The organism is Marivirga salinae, from assembly GCF_030503855.1.
Taxonomy (GTDB): domain Bacteria; phylum Bacteroidota; class Bacteroidia; order Cytophagales; family Cyclobacteriaceae; genus Marivirga; species Marivirga salinarum.
In genome coordinates, this window is sequence record NZ_CP129971.1 from 3075013 (window position 1) to 3094140 (window position 19128).

Consider the following 19128-nt stretch of genomic DNA (forward strand, 5'->3'; position numbering starts at 1 on the left):
TGTCAATTTTCTTTAGCTCCCCTGATACAGAAAAGAAAATATGCAGTCTTAAAACAATGTATTATTAAATTTTATACAGGAGCACCTCTAAAATCTAAAAAATGAAAAAAGCACTAATCATCGCAATTAACTTAATGATTTGCTCAACAGCTTTTGGCCAAACACTCGATAAAAAATATGGGAAAGATGTAACATCTATTGACGCCATCATCGTAGCCTATTACGATGTGGTTTCAGGTTCGAGTGAGGATACATGGCAGTTTGAGAGGGATAAGTATATCCATTCTGAAAATGCTATCATCACCAGGCTTGATCAGAATGGCAAGGCAGATGTTCATTCCCTGGAAGCTGAATACATTCCTATGGGCCTAAACCCTAGAGAGGATTTCTATGAAAAGGAGCTTAAGCGTGTTGTCACTAAATATGGAAATATGGCACAGGTATGGAGCGCTTTTGAAATCAGGACGGAACCCGAAACTACTACAGATATCCGGGGACTGAATAGCATTCAATTGCATTACGAAATTGGCAGATGGTATATTGATAGCTGGACTTGTGAAATGGCTTCTGATGATAATACGGTAGTAGCTGATTTTTTAGAAATAAGGTGAAATTAATATAAATGGCCTGAATGATCATAAACGATAAACAAAACCCCAACTGTTTATCATCTTGGAAAATAAGTGATTTTATGAAAGCTTTATACTTCCGTGAATAACGTGCGGTGTCCAAGTTTTTGAGAATTGAGGCTATAGATGACTTAGATTGTTTATCTTTAATAAAAATCGTAAAACATGAACGAGATTGATAATTTACCAGCACAAGATGGACGCCTCTTTATAGTAACAGGAGCCAATACAGGCTTGGGCTATGAAAACAGCTTAACATTAGCAAAAAAAGGAGCGAAAGTAATTATGGCTTGCCGGAGCTTAAAAAAAGCCAATGCCGCTAAAGACTCCATTAAAGAAGAAGTACCCAAGGCTGATGTAGAAGTAATGGAAATAGACCTAAGCAGCTTAGACTCTGTGCGAAATTTTGCGAAGGCCTATCAGTCAAAATACGACCGATTAGATGTTCTGATTAATAATGCCGGTGTCATGATGCCTCCATATACAAAAACTGAAGATGGTTTGGAGTTACAATTCGAAGCAAATTTCCTTGGACATTTTCTTTTAACTGGCTTATTACTGGACGTGCTCTTAAAAACGCCAGATTCCAGGGTGGTCAGCTTGAGCTCAATTGCGCATAAAAATGGCAAGATCAATTTCGATGATTTGCAAAGTGAGAAAAAATATTCCGCCTCAGAGGCTTATGGACAGTCGAAGCTAGCTTGTTTGATGTTCGCTTATGAATTGCAAAGAAGATTGGAGAAAGCAGGTCATAAGCAAACGATATCAACTGCAGCACATCCCGGCATTGCCACTACCGAATTAGCCAGACATATGCCTAAATTAGTATATAGTATTTTAAAATATACAGTTGCACCATTCTTAACACATGCTCCAAAAGAAGGTGCTAAACCGACTCTTTTAGCCGCAATTGGTGATGCAGAGGGTGGAGACTATTTCGGACCAACCGGTTTCAATCAGTTCAAGGGAAAGCCGGGTAAGGTGTCATCTAATGCTTTGTCAAAAGATGAAGATATTGCAAAACGTCTTTGGGAAAAGTCAGAGGAATTAGTGGGCTTGAACTATTTATAAATAGTGCTTTAAATGAAAGAGTACTTAAGTCCTTGCCAATTTGACATATTAGATATTAACCACCAATGTGAATTGTACTTTATCATATGAGAAAAAATCATAGTTTACTATAAAAAGTAATAGATTGAGCTAATATTATACTGCCTTAAATCGTAACTTAGCGGACTGTCGCCATCGATAAATCACTCGCCTTTGAAATCTCAGTCCTTCAAACCTCAGCGCGTAAGCCTTAAAGAGAGTTTTGCCACGCTTAAATTTGTTCCTCGTTTCTTTAGCGAAATTCGGAAGGTCAACCCATTTCTCTTCTTCACTAACTTACTTGCTCGTATCATAAGTGCTTTACTACCTGTTAGCATGCTGTGGGTCGGCAAGCTGATCATTGATGAAATTGTCTTGCAACTCAATGCCGAAACACACGATATGAGCCAGCTTTGGCTATTTATATTCCTTGAATTTTCTTTGGCTATAGCTTCTGACCTTCTCAGCAGACTCACTACCCATACCGATGCCCTTTTAGGCGATCAATATTCCATTGAGTCATCCGTAAAGATTATCAAAAAAACGGCTGAGCTCACCCTTACGCAATTAGAAGATTCAGAATTTTATGACAAATTGGAACGTGCACGTCAACAAACTACTGGCCGAGTGGGGCTTATGTCCAATATACTCACCCAAGGTCAGGACATAATCGTAATTGCCTCACTGCTCACAGGGGTGGTGGTATTTGAACCATGGCTGATCCTATTATTAGTCCTATCTATTATCCCTACCATTGTGAATGAAATTAAGTTTAGTGGCACTAGTTATTCTCTGGCCAGAAGCTGGACGCAAGAGCGAAGAGAGCTGGACTATTTAAGATATGTTGGTGCAAGCGATGTAACAGCAAAAGAGGTGAAACTCTTTGGTCTTTCAGGTTACCTGGCTGAGCGCTTTAGTGTGCTGTCTCATCAATACTACCAAGAAAGCAAAAAGCTATCCTACAAACGTGGCATTTGGGGATCATTTTTCAACATCATCAGTACCTGTGCCTATTATGGCGCCTACCTACTTATTGTTTTTCGAACTGTTGCAGGAGTTCTCACTATAGGTGATCTTACCTTTCTCTCGGGCTCATTTAATAACCTAAGAAATAAGCTTCAGGGCTTATTTATACGATTTACGGCTATCACTGAACGCTCCTTATACTTGCAAGATTATTTTGAATTTCTGGATTTGCGCACTGGAAAGAGGTTCAATGAGACTGCTGAATCCGATACTGAAGAAAAACTTCCTTTGCCCGAAACTATAAAGGAGGGTTTTGAATTCCGAAATGTAGGATTTAGATATCCTCACTCTGAAAATTGGGTGATTCGCAATGTTAGTTTCCACCTTAAGGTGGGAGAGAAACTTGCTTTGGTTGGCGAAAACGGTGCTGGGAAATCAACTCTTATTAAGCTACTATTACAGTTTTATGCGCCTACAGAAGGGTAGATATTATTAGATGGCACTCCCATTTATAAATTCGATTCCGTAGAATACCACGACCGATTTGGGGTTATTTTTCAAGATTTTGTAAAATTCGACCTGAGTTTGAGAGAAAATATCGCTGTTGGCGAGATTGAAGAACTAGAAAACGAGCCTCGTATTAAAAGTGCTGCTGAAAAAAGCCTTGCAGAAGAAGTAATTCAGGAACTTCCAAACGGCTACGATCAAAAATTAGGAAGACGATTCAAGGACGGTAAAGATCTTTCCGGAGGCCAATGGCAAAAAATTGCTATGGCTCGCGCCTACATGAAAGATGCCGATGTGCTGATCTTGGATGAGCCTACCTCAGCACTGGATGCACGTGCTGAATCCGAAACCTTCAATCGCTTTATTTCACTCACACATGGCAAAACAGCGGTGATTATTTCGCACCGTTTTAGTACCGTACGAATCGCAGACCGAATTATGGTGCTCAAAGGCGGGAGCATATTAGAAATTGGAACACACGAGGAATTAATAGCAAACAAGCAATTGTATTCAGAGCTATTTAATCTGCAGGCAGCTGGTTATCAGTGATGTGTCGCTTTAGCAATAGCATAGGGCTTGCTTAAAAACAGCTAAATTTAAGGTAATGATTATTCCGAATTAGTTTTTCAGTAAAGTCCATTCCTCTTTTTGACCAAAAAAAGCTTCGGACAAAATAACGCCACCTTCGGACAATAAAGCTAGGGCTTCGTCCTAGAAGGCTTCTTCTTGATCCGAATTTTCGCGTGCTTTAAGATATTGGCTAGTGATCATTGATGATAGGCATTATCTGTAGCATTTTTTAGGCAGTTAAGTAGGAAGATTATGAAAGAACAATTAAAGAAGAAATTATACTATATAGCTTTTAGCCTATTGTTGATGGGCTTGGCTATAGGGCAGGTACAGGCAACAGACTTTTATGTGAAGACAGGGGTAACAAGTGGTGCAGGCACAAGTTTCGCAAGTGCCTTTGGTACTTTTCAAGAGGCCTTAGATGTTGCTACTGTCGGAGACAAAATATACATCGCAGCAGGCACATACAAGCCTAGTGTGGGAGTTGATCTTGATGCAACTGGCACTATCGAAGCGCGTGAGGTTACCTTCCAAATCCCCGATGGAGTAGAAGTCTATGGTGGATTTGAAGGAACAGAAACAGGAGCAATAAGCCAAGCTATTTTAGATGCCCGAGATTTTACTACTCATACTTCTATTTTGAGTGGAGATATAGGTGCACCTTCTGATAATACAGACAATGCCTATCATGTAGTTTATACAAGAAATGTTACTGTTACTACAGTCGTAGATGGCTTTACCATTATGGCAGGAAATGCTAATGGAACAAGTAATGGAGGTTTTCTAAATAGTAATGGAGCAGGATGGTTAAATCAAGGTGATGGTTTTGGTAATAGTTCTACTCCTACCTTGCGAAATATTGTTTTCTTTCAAAATACCGCTGATTTTGGAGGTGGAATGTATAATTATGGCTTTCTCGGAACAAGCAGTCCTATACTAACCAATTGTACTTTCTCTCAAAATACCGCTATAAGAAGTGGTGCTGGAATATATAATTATGGATACCGTGGAACAAGCAGTCCTATTCTTACCAATTGTAACTTCTCTCAAAACAATGCTATTCGGTATGGTGGTGGAATGTATAATTATGGAGGTGGATCTGGAGGAGACAGTAGTCCTGTATTAACCAATTGTACTTTCTCTCAAAATACTGCTGATTTTAATGGAGGTGGCATGTTTAATAATGGAACAGATGGAGCAAATGGAAATAGTACTCCTCAAATCGTAAACAGTATCTTTTGGGGAAATAAAACAAATGGAAATTCAACCTCTTGGATTAATGATGTAGCTACCCCTACCGTATCTTATTCCCTAATAGAAGAAGCTACACTGCCTACTGGAACAACAGATGGAGGAAATAATGTATTCAATCAAGACCCGCTATTTGTAGATGCAGCCAATGAAGATTTGAAGTTGCAAGACTGCTCACCAGCCATAAATACGGGCAACAATGCTGACATCCCCACAGGAATTACTACTGACCTGGCTGGGAAGGCGAGAACGCTAGATGTCACGGTTGATATGGGGGCGTATGAAAATCCACAATCGGAGATTAACCTACAAAGCAATAACACCAGCATCGTTTCAGGAGATACCAGTCCAAGCAATACAGACGGTACTGACTTTGGTGGAATTCCATATGGAGATAAGACAGTTACGTATACCATACAAAATACAGGTAGCTTAGCGCTTTCAATAAATGGCATTATATCAAACAATGCAAAATTTGTGGTGAGCAGTGTACCTAGCACTGTGCCTGCAAGCGGGACTGCAACCTTCGATATAACCTATAAATCCACTACGGCAGTAACGGATGTTGCCACCATCACCGTTACCAATTCAGACTGTGACGAAGGCGTGTACACTTTTGCTGTACAAGGATCAGGTGTGCAAAACGCATTAAATTTTGACGGTACGGATGACTATGTGAACATCCCTTACAATGCGAGTTTAGATATCACTGGAGCACTTACACTTGAAGCTTGGGTGAAAACAAATAATACTGCTGATTTCAATAACATTTTAATAAAAGGGAATTATGGCTATGGATTTACGATAGATAATAATGCTCAATTAGGTTACTGGAGTAGCAATACGAATTATTTTGATAATTGTCCTAAGTTTGGTTCCATACCCTCAGGTACCTGGACGCATGTGGCAGTGGTTGTAGTAGAAAATACCTCTACTACTTTTTATATAAATGGTGTTGAAGTAGGGCAAGCTATCAGCGCAGGAGAAACCACTATTAATTCAGGTGGGACAGACCCGCTAGTTATCGGTAGGCAAGGCAGTCTTTCAACGAATTACTTTGGCGGATCGATGGACGAAGTACGCATCTGGAATACAGCACGTACGTGTTCAGAGATTAAAGCAAACATGAACAATGAGCTAACAGGGGAAGAATCAGGTTTGGTAGCCTATTATAATTTCAACAAAGGTACAGCAGGAGGTGATAATACTGGACTTATCACCTTAAACGATGGGGTCAGCTCAAACAATGGAACACTGAACAGCTTTGCATTAAGTGGTACTGCATCCAACTGGGTGGTTGGCTCAACAGCCGTTACAAGTGATACACCTAGCCTAACTTCTGAAATCAACATACAAAGTAATAGTTTAGACATACTATCAGGAGATACCAGCCCCAGCAATACAGACGGTACTGACTTTGGTGCAACACTTACCAATAAGGTAGTTACCTACACTATTGAAAATACAGGAAGTGCCGATTTAATTGTCTCCTCCATCGGTATTTCGGGTACCCATCCAGCTGACTTTGCAGTGGGTGGTATTACATTTCCAGCTACGATTGCACCCGCAGCCTCTACCACCTTTACCCTTACGTTTACCCCGGGAGATCTAGGATTGCGTACTTCTACCGTGACAGTGAATAATTCTGACTGTGATGAAGGAGCGTATACGTTTAATGTGCAAGCAGTTGCAGCTACAGCTCAAGCATATGTTCGCACTGCTGCCAATGGCGGAAGTGATTCTAACACGGGAGCAGATTTTTCCAATGCGTTTGCCACCCTACAGCAAGCCTTAGGTGTCTCCGCAGCAGGAACTAAAATCTATGTAGCAGCTGGTACCTACATACCTACTCAACAATATGATTTCAGTACGGGAGCTACAATTAGTGGAATTCCAAGAGCAGTAAGTTTCAAAATTCCAGACGGTGTAGAAGTCTATGGTGGCTTTGCAGGAACAGAAACAGGAACAATAGACCAGGCCGTGCTCGATGCGCGAGACTTTACTACCAATACTACTATTTTGAGTGGAGATTTGAATGGAGATGATAATGTGACGGGTACTTTTCCATCATTTATGTATGGCAATTATGCAGAGAATGCCTACCACGTAGTTTATACAAAAAATGTTTCTGCTGCCACGATCATCGATGGAGTTACCATCACAGCAGGAAATGCTAATGGAGGTAGTCAAAATATTTATGCAGGAGGCTGGTATAATGATGGAAGTGGCACAGGAAATAGTTCTAACCCTACCTTGAGAAATATTATTTTCTCTCGAAATACTAGTTCTTTTTTTGGTGGTGGAATGTATAATAGCGGGGTTGCCGGAGAAAGCAGTCCTACCCTAACCAATTGTTCTTTCTCTCAAAATACTTCTTTATTTGGAGGGGGATTGTTAAATAATGGCGATGATGGAATTAGCAGCCCTACAATCACAAACTGCATTTTCTCTCAAAATACTGCTCTTTCAAAAGGAGGTGGTATTTATTTAATTGGAGATAACTTAGGAAACGGGTTTGGCTCTTCTGCTGCACGTATTATTAATTCAGTTTTTGAAAAAAATACTTCACATATAGGATATAATGATGGGATTGTTAATAAAGAACCTCATTTTATCAACTGTACTTTTACTGAAGCAACAATTGCTGCAGTTTCAATATTTGACTGGAATTCTGGACAGACACCTATCAAATTTAAGAATTGTATCTTTTGGAATAATACAGCCATGAAAGAAGGTGCTGGGGGTACAGCTACATTAGCAGTAACCAACAGTATTATAGAAGATGTTACGTACGCAGGAACAGGTACTATAAACCAAGACCCACTCTTTGTAGACGCTGCAAATGGAGATTTAACGTTGCAAGACTGCTCACCAGCCATAAATGCGGGCAAAAATGCTGACATCCCCGCAGGGATTACCACTGACTTGGCTGGGAACGCGAGAACTCTAGATGTCATGGTTGATATGGGGGCGTATGAAAATCCACAATCGGAGATTAACCTACAAGGCAATAACACCAGCATCGTTTCAGGAGATACCAGCCCAAGCACAGCTGATGATACAGCTATTGGAAATGTGGCAGTGGGCGATTCCAAAGTAATTACTTACACCATAGAAAACACAGGAAGTAAAGCTTTAGCAGTTTCTGAAATAAATATTACCGGCACCCAATCGAGTGAATTTGTGGTGGGGGGAATCACTTTGCCCCTTAGTATTGCAGCAAATTCATCTGCTAGCTTTACTTTGACTTTCACCGCAGCAGCTTCAGGCGTGCGTAGCGCTCTAGTAACTGTTGTTAGCGATGATTGCGATGAAGCAAGCTATACTTTTGAAGTACAGGCATACCCCATACCAAGTATAGCTATGAATGCTACCGATGTCATTTGTATTGGCGATGGTACCGCAACGGCCAATGCTGGTTCAGGCACCTATGATTTCCTATGGAGTAATAGTTTTGCAGAAACTGATGTAACCAGCTCAACTGCCACTAACTTAGGTCCCGGAGAATATTCCGTTACCGTAACTGATGCTTTAGGTTTTTCGGTTCAAGCTACCGTCTTAGTCGAAAATGGTCCTACTGTCCCAGTAGTGGATGTGGATCAGTTAAGTAATGTGACATGCCCTGGGGCAAGTGATGGATCCATTATAGTATCTGCAGGTGGAGGTGGAACTGCGCCATACACCTATACATGGAGTGACATTGGTAGTTCTGGTGCTACTAATAGTCCCGTTACTAGAAATAACCTATCCACAGGCTCTTACTCAGTAACTATTACTGATGCTTTAGGATGTCAATCAGTCAAAGAATTCACCATAGCTACCGTACCAGCAGAAATAAACTTACTAGGCAATAGCACCAGCATCGTTTCAGGAGCTAGCAGTCCAAGCACAGCTGATGATACCGACTTTGGAAATGTAGAATTGGCCGCTACTAAGGACGTTACCTATACAATAGAAAATACGGGGAGCAAAGCTTTAGAAGTTGCTAGCATAACCATTACAGGTACTCATGCTAGTCAATTTGTAGCAGCAGGAATCACTTTACCCCTTAGCATTGCAGCCAATTCGTCTGCTACCTTTACGCTTTCTTTTACCGCAGGCAATTTGGGCGCTAGTAGCGCATTAGTTACCCTTGCTAGCGATGATTGCGATGAAGCAAGCTATACTTTTGCAGTGCAAGGAACTGGACTAGATACTACGCTACCAACGGCTATTTGTCAAGCTGTAACCGTGCAATTAGATGTTGATGGAAATACCAGCATCACCGCTGAGCAAATTGATGATGGTTCTACCGATAATGGAGGCATCGCTACTTTAGCACTCGATCAAACTACTTTCACCGCAGCTGATTTGGGCGAGCAAACGGTGACTTTAACGGTTACCGATGCCAGTGGCAATGAAGCGACTTGTACGGCTGTAGTGACAGTGGAAGATATTATTGCACCAACGGCCATTTGTCAAGCCATCACTGTTCAATTAGATGCGGATGGAAATGCAACCATCACAGCCGAGCAGATTAATAATGGCTCTACTGATAATTTAGGCATCCCTACCCTAGCACTCGATCAAACTACTTTCACCGCAGCTGATTTGGGCGAGCAAACGGTGACTTTAACGGTTACCGATGCCAGTGGCAATCAAGCGACTTGTACGGCTGTAGTGACAGTGGAAGATATTATTGCACCAACGACCATTTGTCAAGCCATCACTGTTCAATTAGATGCGGATGGAAATGCAACCATCACAGCCGAGCAGATTAATAATGGCTCTACTGATAATGTAGGCATCGCTACCCTAGCACTCGATCAAACTACTTTCACCGCAGCTGATTTGGGTGAGCAAACGGTGACTTTAACGGTTACCGATGCCAGTGGCAATGAAGCGACTTGTACGGCTGTAGTGACAGTGGAAGATATTATTGCACCAACGGCCATTTGTCAAGCCATCACTGTTCAATTAGATGCGGATGGAAATGCAAGCATCACAGCCGAGCAGATTAATAATGGCTCTACTGATAATGGAGGCATCGCTACCCTAGCACTCGATCAAACTACTTTCACCGCAGCTGATTTGGGTGAGCAAACGGTGACTTTAACCGTAACTGATGCCAGTGGTAATGAAGCGACTTGTACCGCTGTAGTCACTGTAGAGGGAAGCGAAGATACGGTTAATCCAATTGCTGTCTGTCAACCCATTACCATCCAATTAGACAATGCAGGAAATGTCAGCATTACTGCCGAGCAAATTGATAATGGCTCTACCGATAATGTGGCCATAGCTTCACTTAGCATTGACATCACTAGCTTTGATTGCAGTCAAGTGGGAGAAAATAATGTGACCTTAACAGTTACCGATACCAATGGAAATACAGCCAGCTGTGTAGCTGTAGTGACGGTAGAGGATGCGCTTGCACCGACAGTTATAACACAGGATATTAGTGTGGCCTTAGATGAAAACGGACAGGCTAACATCACGGCTGCGGACATAGATAATGGCAGTACCGACAATTGCGGTATAGCTACACGCAGCCTAGACATCACCACTTTCGATAATCCGACAACGGAAAGCAGTACCGTTACGCTTACTGTAGTGGATTTAAATGGAAACAGCGCATCGGCCACAGCCGTAGTGAGCTTCCAGAAACTACCACAACAGATAATCTTTGAGGCACTAGCTGATAAAAAAGTAGGCGATGAGCCTGTGGTGCTAATCGCTACCGGCGGAGACTCTGGTTTACCAGTGACCTTCTCTTTAGCAACCCAACCTGCAACAGGAGTGGCTACTTTGGTGAATAATGAGGTGGTATTGGAAGGCCCTGGTTTAGTAACCATCACAGCAAGCCAGGCAGGCAATACAATCTTCGAAGCTGCGGCAGTTGTCAGTCAATCTTTTACAATTGCAGGGGGCGCACTTTTCTTACCCGAGCTTTTTAGTCCTAATAATGACGGCATCAACGACCACTTTATTTTACGCGGTGGCGAAGGCATAGAAAGTCTAGTCTTCCAAATATTCGATAAGGAAGGAAACTTGGTTTTTGAGACCAATAGCATTACAGATTTGTCTCAGAATGGATGGGACGGCACAAGTAGTGGTAAGGCCTTGTCGCTGGGTGTTTACCTCTGGGTACTAAAAGGAAGCCTAAAAAGTGGGGGTCCTTTATTGATTAATGGTAAAAATACAGGCATTGTGATGCTTGTTAGATAAATGATCGTTTTGAGTTAAAAAAAAATAAAACAAAAGATATGCTGTATTCAAGGAAATCCTATTTCTACACACTGCTGGTAGTCATTATTTCTGCTTTCAAGCTACACGCACAGGAGCCTAACTTTTCCATGTATCGCTATACACCCTTCTTTACCAATCCGGGAAGCTTAGGTGTGGAGCAAGATCCAGGAATAATGTTGAACTATAGAAATCAAAGCCTTGCATTGGGCCAGCGTTTTCAGACCTCAGCAGTATCAGGCTATTATCCATTTTATATAGGCAATCACCATTTGGTAGTCTCAGCCAATGTGCTCAATGAGCAATTAGCAAGTTTTATTAAAATGAATGGTGGGATGTTGGGGCTTGCCTACAGTGTGGCAGTAACAAGTAATTCTGAGTTAAGCTTTGGCTTTCAAGGCGGTTACTTCCAAAAAAGAATTGGTTCAGACTTTAGTACCGATGATCAGTATGTAAATGGTGGCTATGATCCGAATGCAGTGAGTGGGGATGAGGTGATGTATCAGGCCATGGGCTACGCGACCATGAGTACAGGTTTTTATTACCTGATAAAAGATGTAGATGGTAGCGATAAAGCTTTTATAGGAGGGTCACTTTTTAACCTAAATAGCCCTAATGTATCCTTTTTTGAAACAGGAGAAGATAAAATGCCACTGAGTTTAAAGGCAACGATAGGGTATAAGGTGTTCCAGAGCAATAAAATAGCAGTTACTCCTACTATGCGCTGGATAAACTGGCAAGGAAATAACATGATGAACATCGGGTCTCAATTTGGATATGATTTATCCAATAAACGGGAAAGCTCCAAAAGAATAGAATTGGGTTTGTGGTATAATACTAATAATTTAGGGGTATTTTCACTTGCCTATGAGCAAGAAAACCTAACAGTAGCGCTCAGCTATGACCTAGCTTTGAGCAGCACCTTGAGCAGCACCCAAAATGGCATTTTTGAACTGGCAATTGGTATGAACATAGAGCGGAGTAGCGCCAATAATTCAGGGAGAAACAATTATGCAAGAAAAAATAAGAGACGGCAGAAGAGTTACAAGAAGCTTAACCTCTTCCAAAAAAATAGTAAGAAGAAAACCCATAAACAGGATGACAATACTATAGCTCAGGAAGAAATAGACCAGCCCGCAGTGCCAGGAAAGAAAATAGTGTCAGAAATAGTTTACTTTGCCAAAGACTCTATTGGGCTCAGTGTGGAAGCAAGGAATATTTTAGATGGCGTAGTAGCTACCATGAAAGCTGATAAAAGCCTCAGAATAAAGTTGGTAGGCTATGCCGATAACGGAGCGCTTGCTACTTTGGATACTAGCTTGCCTGTACTAAGGGCTGAGCAAGTGCGTGCCTACCTTGTAAGTAGAGGTGTGGAAGCGAAAAGCGTTAGGGTGGAAAGAGTAGTGCAAAACCAACTATTGGATGATTCGGAAACAGCGCAGGACAGCGAAGGAAACAGTAGGGTGGAGATCAAGACAGTAGAAAAGTAGCAACTTAGGTGTAGGCATTTTAATAAATGGTTGAGTAGCTAATGTAGCTACTCAACCATTTTTTTGTTTACAGTATAAATGAAAATTAATTCAAGAAATTCATAACGCTATTTGACAAACTTTCTTTCTTTAGGTTTACAATACCCTTAGATGAAAGGTAAATACGCAGAACCGAAATTCTTGGTGTCCAGAGCCATCAGTATAAATATTTATCATCAGGTAACTTTGTTAGTAATCCAAGATCGTTCTGAATTACTTGATATTTTGTAACATGTAGACTGGTTTCCGCATTCCAAATATTTCCAAGACCGTGAATGGAAGTATCTATCGCTTGAAACAAATTGGTTGGATAAAATTCTTCCTTCACCGGCTTTCGTTCTGATTATTCAAAAGGTTTTTGAATAAAAATTAATATGAGTACATTAAAATCTTTTTAGAATATTTAAAGTCCTTTTAAGACCCCCATATCCAAAGCTTTTTTATAAGCAGCTAAAGAATTATTGACCTGCAATTTCTTAATAATATTCTTTCTGTGTTTATCTACAGTTCCTTTACTGATAAAAAGTTGATCGGCAATTTGCTTGCTTAAGAATCCCTTAGAAAGCAGTATTAGCACCTCAATTTCGCGCTTAGTGAGTGTTGATCTAAATTCTGGCAAATCACCAATTAATGCAATTAAATTTGCTGCATTTTCACCATATACTTGGTATTTGAAGCCTGTAAAACTCACTAAATCAGTTACGTCAATCAATTGGCCTAAGGTATAGCTAACCTGACCCAATGAATCTTTCGCTAACACGTAGGTGTTTTTTATGATTGTTCTATTATTTGGCGTTCTATATATGCAGCTAAATTTATCTCCTAATGACTGCAACTTATCTCTTTCTATAATCGCACTGTTCATTGCTTTATTACCAAAATCGACAATATTGCTAAAATCCTGAGAATTAATATTTTCATAAATAGTAATTAATGAGTTTTTGACCCTTTCATCTATGCCGAACATCTGCCCAATATTACTTGTAAGAAATTCTACATCCGCTTTTTGGCAATCCACTATATAAATGGCTTCATTGGGAAAATGGGCATAACTTTTGATCAACTGGTCCTCATTTATTTGTTGGTTCGATTCGCCATATTGTTGCTTCCTGAGTAGGTCTACTATCTTATTTTCAAATGATTTGGATTCCATCGCCCTATTGCTTACTTGAGTACAAATTCCTTTAACGACTTCATATAATAGCTGTTATTCTCAAAAAATGGTAGATGACTTGATTCAGGAACAATAGAAATTTGTGCATGTGGTAACTTCTCCATCCACTCCAAGTTGATGGCTTTATTCAAATAGTCATTTGCTCCTGAAATACACAGAATATTTGCCATGATATTTGGCAAGTGAGACACCACCTCCCAATCAGTAAACACTCCTTGAATACTAAAAATATCGGGCCCAATAAAATGACTTTGTAAAGTAACTTTACTGGATTCTCCTAAGGTTATCAACAATGGCTGAGGTAATTCTGACAATCGACACAAATGCTGTGGAATCCATTCTGACATAACAATTTCACCAATACCTGCTAAATCACCTTGCTCTTTGGCTTGCAGGTAGTTATTTTGAACTGTCTGAGGAAAACTTTCAAACCGATCTTGAATACCTCTTTTAAGAAATGCTGCTGAAGGGAAAGTATTGGATAAGATTACTTTTCCATCGTAATTAGGATGCTTTGCCAAAAATTCAAACACGATAGATCCACCAAATGATTGACCAAATAAAATTGGACTAGAAAGATGGTATTCCTCCAGTAATTGTGAAAGTTCCAAACCATAATGGACGATAGAATCTGGTAAGAAACCAGGATCATGATTAGGATATCCTGCAGGTTCGAATAACCAAGTTTGGAATCCTAGTTCCGCTAAATCTTTAGCTAATGGTTCCAAGTAATGATAGCTTAAACCTGGCCCTCCAGGAAGCATAATTATGACTTGATCGCCATTTCCGTATTTTTGAACAGCATGCATTTCCTCTTTTTTATCAGACATATAGATTTAGGGTTTTCGTATCAATAACAATCATACAACAAAATACCTATAAACAGCATTCTTTGGTCGAAAAATATAACTACACCTGTTTACAATATCATTTTAAGAACCCTATCATAAAATCCTATCAGCTTTCTTGAAATCCTTAACTTGATAGAATGAAGTCACCATCAAAGCCAACTTGGTCAGAATACTACCGCGAAGCAAAATAAGCACCTACAGAAAGCACTAAACCATAACCATAAATGGATATTTTTATCAATAGATTTTATACTATGTTTAGTATATAAAAAAGCATAAAAAATTACGCCATCCTTGATTCACTTACACATTTTAAGCATTCTTCTATTTTCTTTTCATAATAGATTAATGAAATAATAGCAAAAGGTAAATCATCAAGCTTAACAAAGACGATGCTGAAAATCTTAAATATTGTAAGTAATTAATACCACTAGATATGATAAACCTGATTTACAAAACAAAAATCCTATCATTCTTTAGTGTAACAAAATATCCACCTTCTTTATCCTATTTGTTGATCACATTAGGCCTAGCCATGTTGTTTTTATATGCATTTGAAAATACGAAAAATAAGCTGACCAACTGCTTTTTGGTTTTTGGAAGAGTTCCGCTTTTCTATTATTTCTTGCACATGCTCGTAATTCACGTTTTTGCTATCATTGGCATTTAGTTTGGATAGGAATCGTGCTGCTACCGTATCCATTATCTAAACGATACATGCTGTATAAAGCGAATAACACAGACAAATGGTGGTTGAGTTATTTGTAATTTGAATAACAATCTTAATCGAGAAAGTATTATACATGAAGCCTTTGGTTATACTCTTATTTACAACTCTTTTAACAATTTCCTGTAACTCCCCTGCTACAGAAAAGGAAGCCGCAATAACTGCAACAAGGCAAATGGGAGAATTTGAAAAAATTGATGCCCTTTAGCATATTTGGCCTACAACCAACCATAAAGAAGACGAAGAAGAAGTTGAAAAAGTGACATTGAAAATTATTGACGCACTCATCAGCGACCTAAAAATAGTCATAAATTGTGCGGATCAGTAGGTATTGCAACAAGCAAAAGCTAAATTAAACACTACATATCCTGACATGGATAATCTTATCTTTCGGGTCATTCCTTCCATTGAAATATGGACAAGAGATATGGCCCCTGTCTTCGTGGAAACCAGTAATGGAAAGCTTGCCATAGCAGATTTCAACTTCGATTCTTGGGGCTATGCTGATACCTTAGATACCGACACCAAAACCGAAGAAATTTATGATGAAATGGAAGCAGAATATCAACGAATATTAGGTGTAAAAAAGGTAATTTGGCTCAAAGATGGACTACTGGAAGTCAGCCATACTTTCCTGGGACTTCTTGCTGTTAATGATAGCACAAGTGATTATACGGTGGTGACTACCAACGGCCATACAGATGAGTTCTCACGTTTTGTAAATGATTCCACTATTCTATTGGCCAATTTTGACATCGCTGAATTAAGCGAACCCATTGCGCAGGAAAATCACCAACGCTTAGAGGCAAACTTTGAAATACTCTTGAACAGTAAAGATCAGGATGGTAAGCCCTTTACGATAATTCGCTTGCCTTTACCCTCTACCCTTCTCAACACCTTGGCTTCTGGAGATTATGTGTATGAATACATTAAAACACTTGTCTATAAAGATGGGAGTAAATTTCCTCAGGGCGATACGGTTTCAGTTGTAATACCAGCCAGTTATCTAATTTTATTATTACTAATAAAGTCATTATCGGTCAGAAGTACTGGCGAGCAGGGATGCCTAATAAAATTAAGGCGCAAGATGAAGAAGCAAAGCGGATACTGTCAGCAGTATTCCCCAATAGAAAAGTAGTAATGTTGGATGCCCCAGCTGTCAATTTAGGTGGTGGCGGATTGCACTGCATCAGTATGCATCAGCCTAAGTTGGAATTGAATCGAAAAGTTGTTTACTGTTGCCAATAATAAGTCTATTCAAGGCAAAACACTAATAAAAGTCAAATCCATATACTGGATTGACTAAAAAAAAAGCCCGCTTGAAATAAATTCAAGCGGGCTTTTGTAGTGTAAGTGAGCCTCCTGTCGGGATCGAACCAACGACCTACTGATTACAAGTCAGTTGCTCTACCATCTGAGCTAAGGAGGCTTAAAGAAATTTTAGAACGGATTCTAATCGCTTTTTTCAGTTTTTAACCTTTTGTTATCCCTGAATGCGGATGCAAATATAAAGGCTGTTTTTATTAATCCAAACCCATTTTCAGAAAAATATTAAAGAATTTTTCAATCAATGGAACGAACTATACGTAACTGCTTCTTTAACAGAGAGATTTCCTTTTCTGCGTCCTCAATTTTTTCTTCAAATTCTTTTTTCAATTTGTCTGCAGTCTTGGATGATGCAAAAAACTCCATGTTGTTTTTCCATGTAACGATGTCATTCTGCAAATCTCCTATCTTCTTTCTTAAAGAATTCTCTTTTTGATTCAATTTGCGATCAGAATTCGGTCCAGCCATTATTTTGGTAAGCTGGGCCATCAATTTCACTTTTTCTTTCTGTTCGTCACTTAAAACATCTTCAGATTTATCGATAAAGTCTTGAATAGCTTTTGAGAAGTCTTCTTTAACCTTCTGAATAGCCTCCTTAGGAACAAATCCTATCTTGCCATAAGCTTGTTCATAAGCCTCTAATTGATCTAAATCACCAGGCTCTAGTCCATTAATTTGAGCAATGATATCTTCTTTAGCTTTTAAGTTCTCCTCAAACTCTTTTTGAGCATCTTTAGAGCCAGCTCTTTTGTTTTCGAAGAACTTATCACATGCAGCTTTGAATTCTTTGTAGATGCTTTCTCTGAATTTCTCCGGGACTGGGCCCACCTCTTTCCATTGTCTTTGCAGGCCTTTTAATTGATCAGCTGTTTTATTCCATTCCGTGCTGTCACACAATTCCTTTGCTTTCTCAACAAATTCTTGCTTTTTCTTCAAGTTTTCTTCTCGCATGCTATCCAATCGCTTGAAAAACTCGTGTTTGTTAGCAAAGAACTGCTTGAAATTACCCCAGAAGTTCTTATTGATTTCCTTGGCATCTTCTTTGGGAACTTGCCCTGTGGCTTCCCATTCTTTTTGAATCGCTAAGATTTCCTTGGTTTTTGTATTCCATTCTTTAATTCTATCTGAATCGAAATCTAAAAATGGTTTAAGTTTTTCAATGATCTGCTCCTTTTTTTCAAGGTTCTCAGTTTGAATTTCTTTTAAATTCTTAACAAACTCTTTACGCTTTTCATAAATAGCATCAGAAGCGGCTTTAAACCTCTGCCAAAGTGGCTCTTGTTCTTCCTTAGGAACAGGGCCAATATGTTTATACTCTTCATGTAAATCATTCAAATACTTAATAGCATAAGGAACATCCTCAGATTGTGCTAATTCCTCCGCTTTCACACAAAGCTCCTTCTTAGCCTCTAAGTTTTTCTTTCTATCAAGTTCTTTTAATTCAAAAAGAATGCTTCTCTGATCATAATATCGATCTAAAAGAGCATTATAATTGGCCCATAGTGTTTTGGACTGATTTCCAGGAACAGGACCAACCGATTTCCATTCTTTTTGTATTTCTTTAATTACGTTTAGGCCAGTGATGGTTTCTTCCCCATCTACCAAATCACGCAATCTGTCTAATATTTCTAATTTCGTTTTAAGGTTATCATCCTTTTGATGTTCGAGTTCCTTATAATGTTTTTTTCTTCTATCTCTATATAGCTGATAATTTGCTTCAAAGCGTTCATTCAATTCATCGTGCTTCATGGCAAAATCACCCTCTTCTCCCCCATCTGCCAAAAATTTATCTAAAGCTTCTTTCTTTTCTGCTTCATAAATCTCATCAAATACAGGTTTTAGTTCATTGATGATACGGTCTGCTTTCTTGAAATTATCACTCTTAGAAATTTCCTTGATAGCTTCCACTAACTGCTCTTTGTTAAATTCAGAATAATCAGGTAATTCTTCATTATCATCATTATCATCCTGTTCTTCCTCAGTAGTATCGTCAGAATTCTTTGTTTCATTATCTTCAGAAGGAGCTTCATCCTTAGCCTCTTCTTGCTTAGGTTCTGAAGTAGTAGCTTCAAGCTGTTCTGAAGCAGAAGATTCAGCTTGTTCTTGCGCTACTTCTGGTTCTACTTTTTGCTCTGAAGCTGAATCTTGAACTTGATTTTCTGATGTGGATTCCACATTCTCCTTCTCATTATCCAATTCAGAATTATTTTCCTGTGGATTTTCAGAAGTACCTTTTTCGTCTATCATAATAATTTTGCTTTCTCTGTAATAAGGTACAATATTAATT

The 19128-nt window shown here is 39.4% G+C and carries 10 protein-coding genes, 1 tRNA gene and 1 pseudogene; 8 read left to right on the forward strand and 4 right to left on the reverse strand.

Annotated features, from left to right (window positions below; all coding sequences use genetic code 11):
• Positions 1–101: 101 nt before the first annotated feature.
• The 5 genes and pseudogenes from QYS49_RS12900 to QYS49_RS12920 all read left to right on the forward strand — a co-directional run bounded on the left by QYS49_RS12900 (position 102) and on the right by QYS49_RS12920 (position 12724).
• Positions 102–611, forward strand: a complete 510-nt coding sequence (locus tag QYS49_RS12900; protein WP_308347808.1) for a hypothetical protein — start codon at positions 102–104, stop codon at positions 609–611.
• A gap of 183 nt (positions 612–794) precedes the next feature.
• Positions 795–1700, forward strand: coding sequence for an oxidoreductase (locus QYS49_RS12905; RefSeq protein ID WP_308347809.1), 906 nt, complete (start codon positions 795–797; stop codon positions 1698–1700).
• 654 nt (positions 1701–2354) lie between these two features.
• Positions 2355–3740 (forward strand): annotated as a pseudogene (locus tag QYS49_RS12910) (ABC transporter ATP-binding protein).
• A gap of 273 nt (positions 3741–4013) precedes the next feature.
• A complete protein-coding gene (locus QYS49_RS12915; RefSeq protein ID WP_308347810.1) occupies positions 4014–11216 on the forward strand; it encodes a choice-of-anchor D domain-containing protein in 7203 nt (2400 codons plus the stop codon).
• A gap of 38 nt (positions 11217–11254) precedes the next feature.
• Entirely contained in the window at positions 11255–12724 is a 1470-nt protein-coding gene (locus tag QYS49_RS12920) for a PorP/SprF family type IX secretion system membrane protein (protein WP_308347812.1), read from the forward strand.
• Positions 12725–13166: 442 nt separating this feature from the next.
• Here QYS49_RS12920 and QYS49_RS12925 read toward each other — a convergent pair whose 3' ends face one another.
• On the reverse strand, positions 13167–13916 hold the full coding sequence (locus QYS49_RS12925; RefSeq protein WP_308347815.1) for a LuxR C-terminal-related transcriptional regulator: 750 nt from the start codon (positions 13914–13916) through the stop codon (positions 13167–13169).
• Positions 13917–13927: 11 nt separating this feature from the next.
• Positions 13928–14767, reverse strand: coding sequence for an alpha/beta fold hydrolase (locus tag QYS49_RS12930; RefSeq protein WP_308347816.1), 840 nt, complete (start codon positions 14765–14767; stop codon positions 13928–13930).
• 457 nt (positions 14768–15224) lie between these two features.
• On the opposite strand from QYS49_RS12930, the gene QYS49_RS12935 reads away from it, so the two are divergent.
• From QYS49_RS12935 to QYS49_RS19060, 3 genes are all read left to right on the forward strand, one after another.
• Positions 15225–15458 carry a hypothetical protein gene (locus tag QYS49_RS12935; RefSeq protein ID WP_308347817.1) on the forward strand — a complete coding sequence of 78 codons (234 nt, stop codon included), beginning with the start codon at positions 15225–15227 and terminating at the stop codon, positions 15456–15458.
• Positions 15459–15888: 430 nt separating this feature from the next.
• A complete protein-coding gene (locus QYS49_RS12940) occupies positions 15889–16653 on the forward strand; it encodes an agmatine deiminase family protein (protein WP_308347819.1) in 765 nt (254 codons plus the stop codon).
• Positions 16578–16763: an agmatine deiminase family protein gene (locus tag QYS49_RS19060; RefSeq protein WP_372587665.1), complete on the forward strand. Its 186-nt coding sequence runs from the start codon at positions 16578–16580 to the stop codon at positions 16761–16763. The genes QYS49_RS12940 and QYS49_RS19060 overlap by 76 nt, the downstream gene beginning before the upstream one ends.
• A gap of 108 nt (positions 16764–16871) precedes the next feature.
• Here the strand turns inward: QYS49_RS19060 and QYS49_RS12945 are convergent.
• Both QYS49_RS12945 and QYS49_RS12950 read right to left on the reverse strand, forming a co-directional pair.
• Positions 16872–16944: transfer RNA gene (locus QYS49_RS12945), tRNA-Thr, on the reverse strand.
• Between the two features lie 134 nt (positions 16945–17078).
• Complete coding sequence (locus QYS49_RS12950) at positions 17079–19088, reverse strand: DUF349 domain-containing protein (protein ID WP_308347820.1); 2010 nt, start codon at positions 19086–19088, stop codon at positions 17079–17081.
• Positions 19089–19128: the final 40 nt, after the last annotated feature.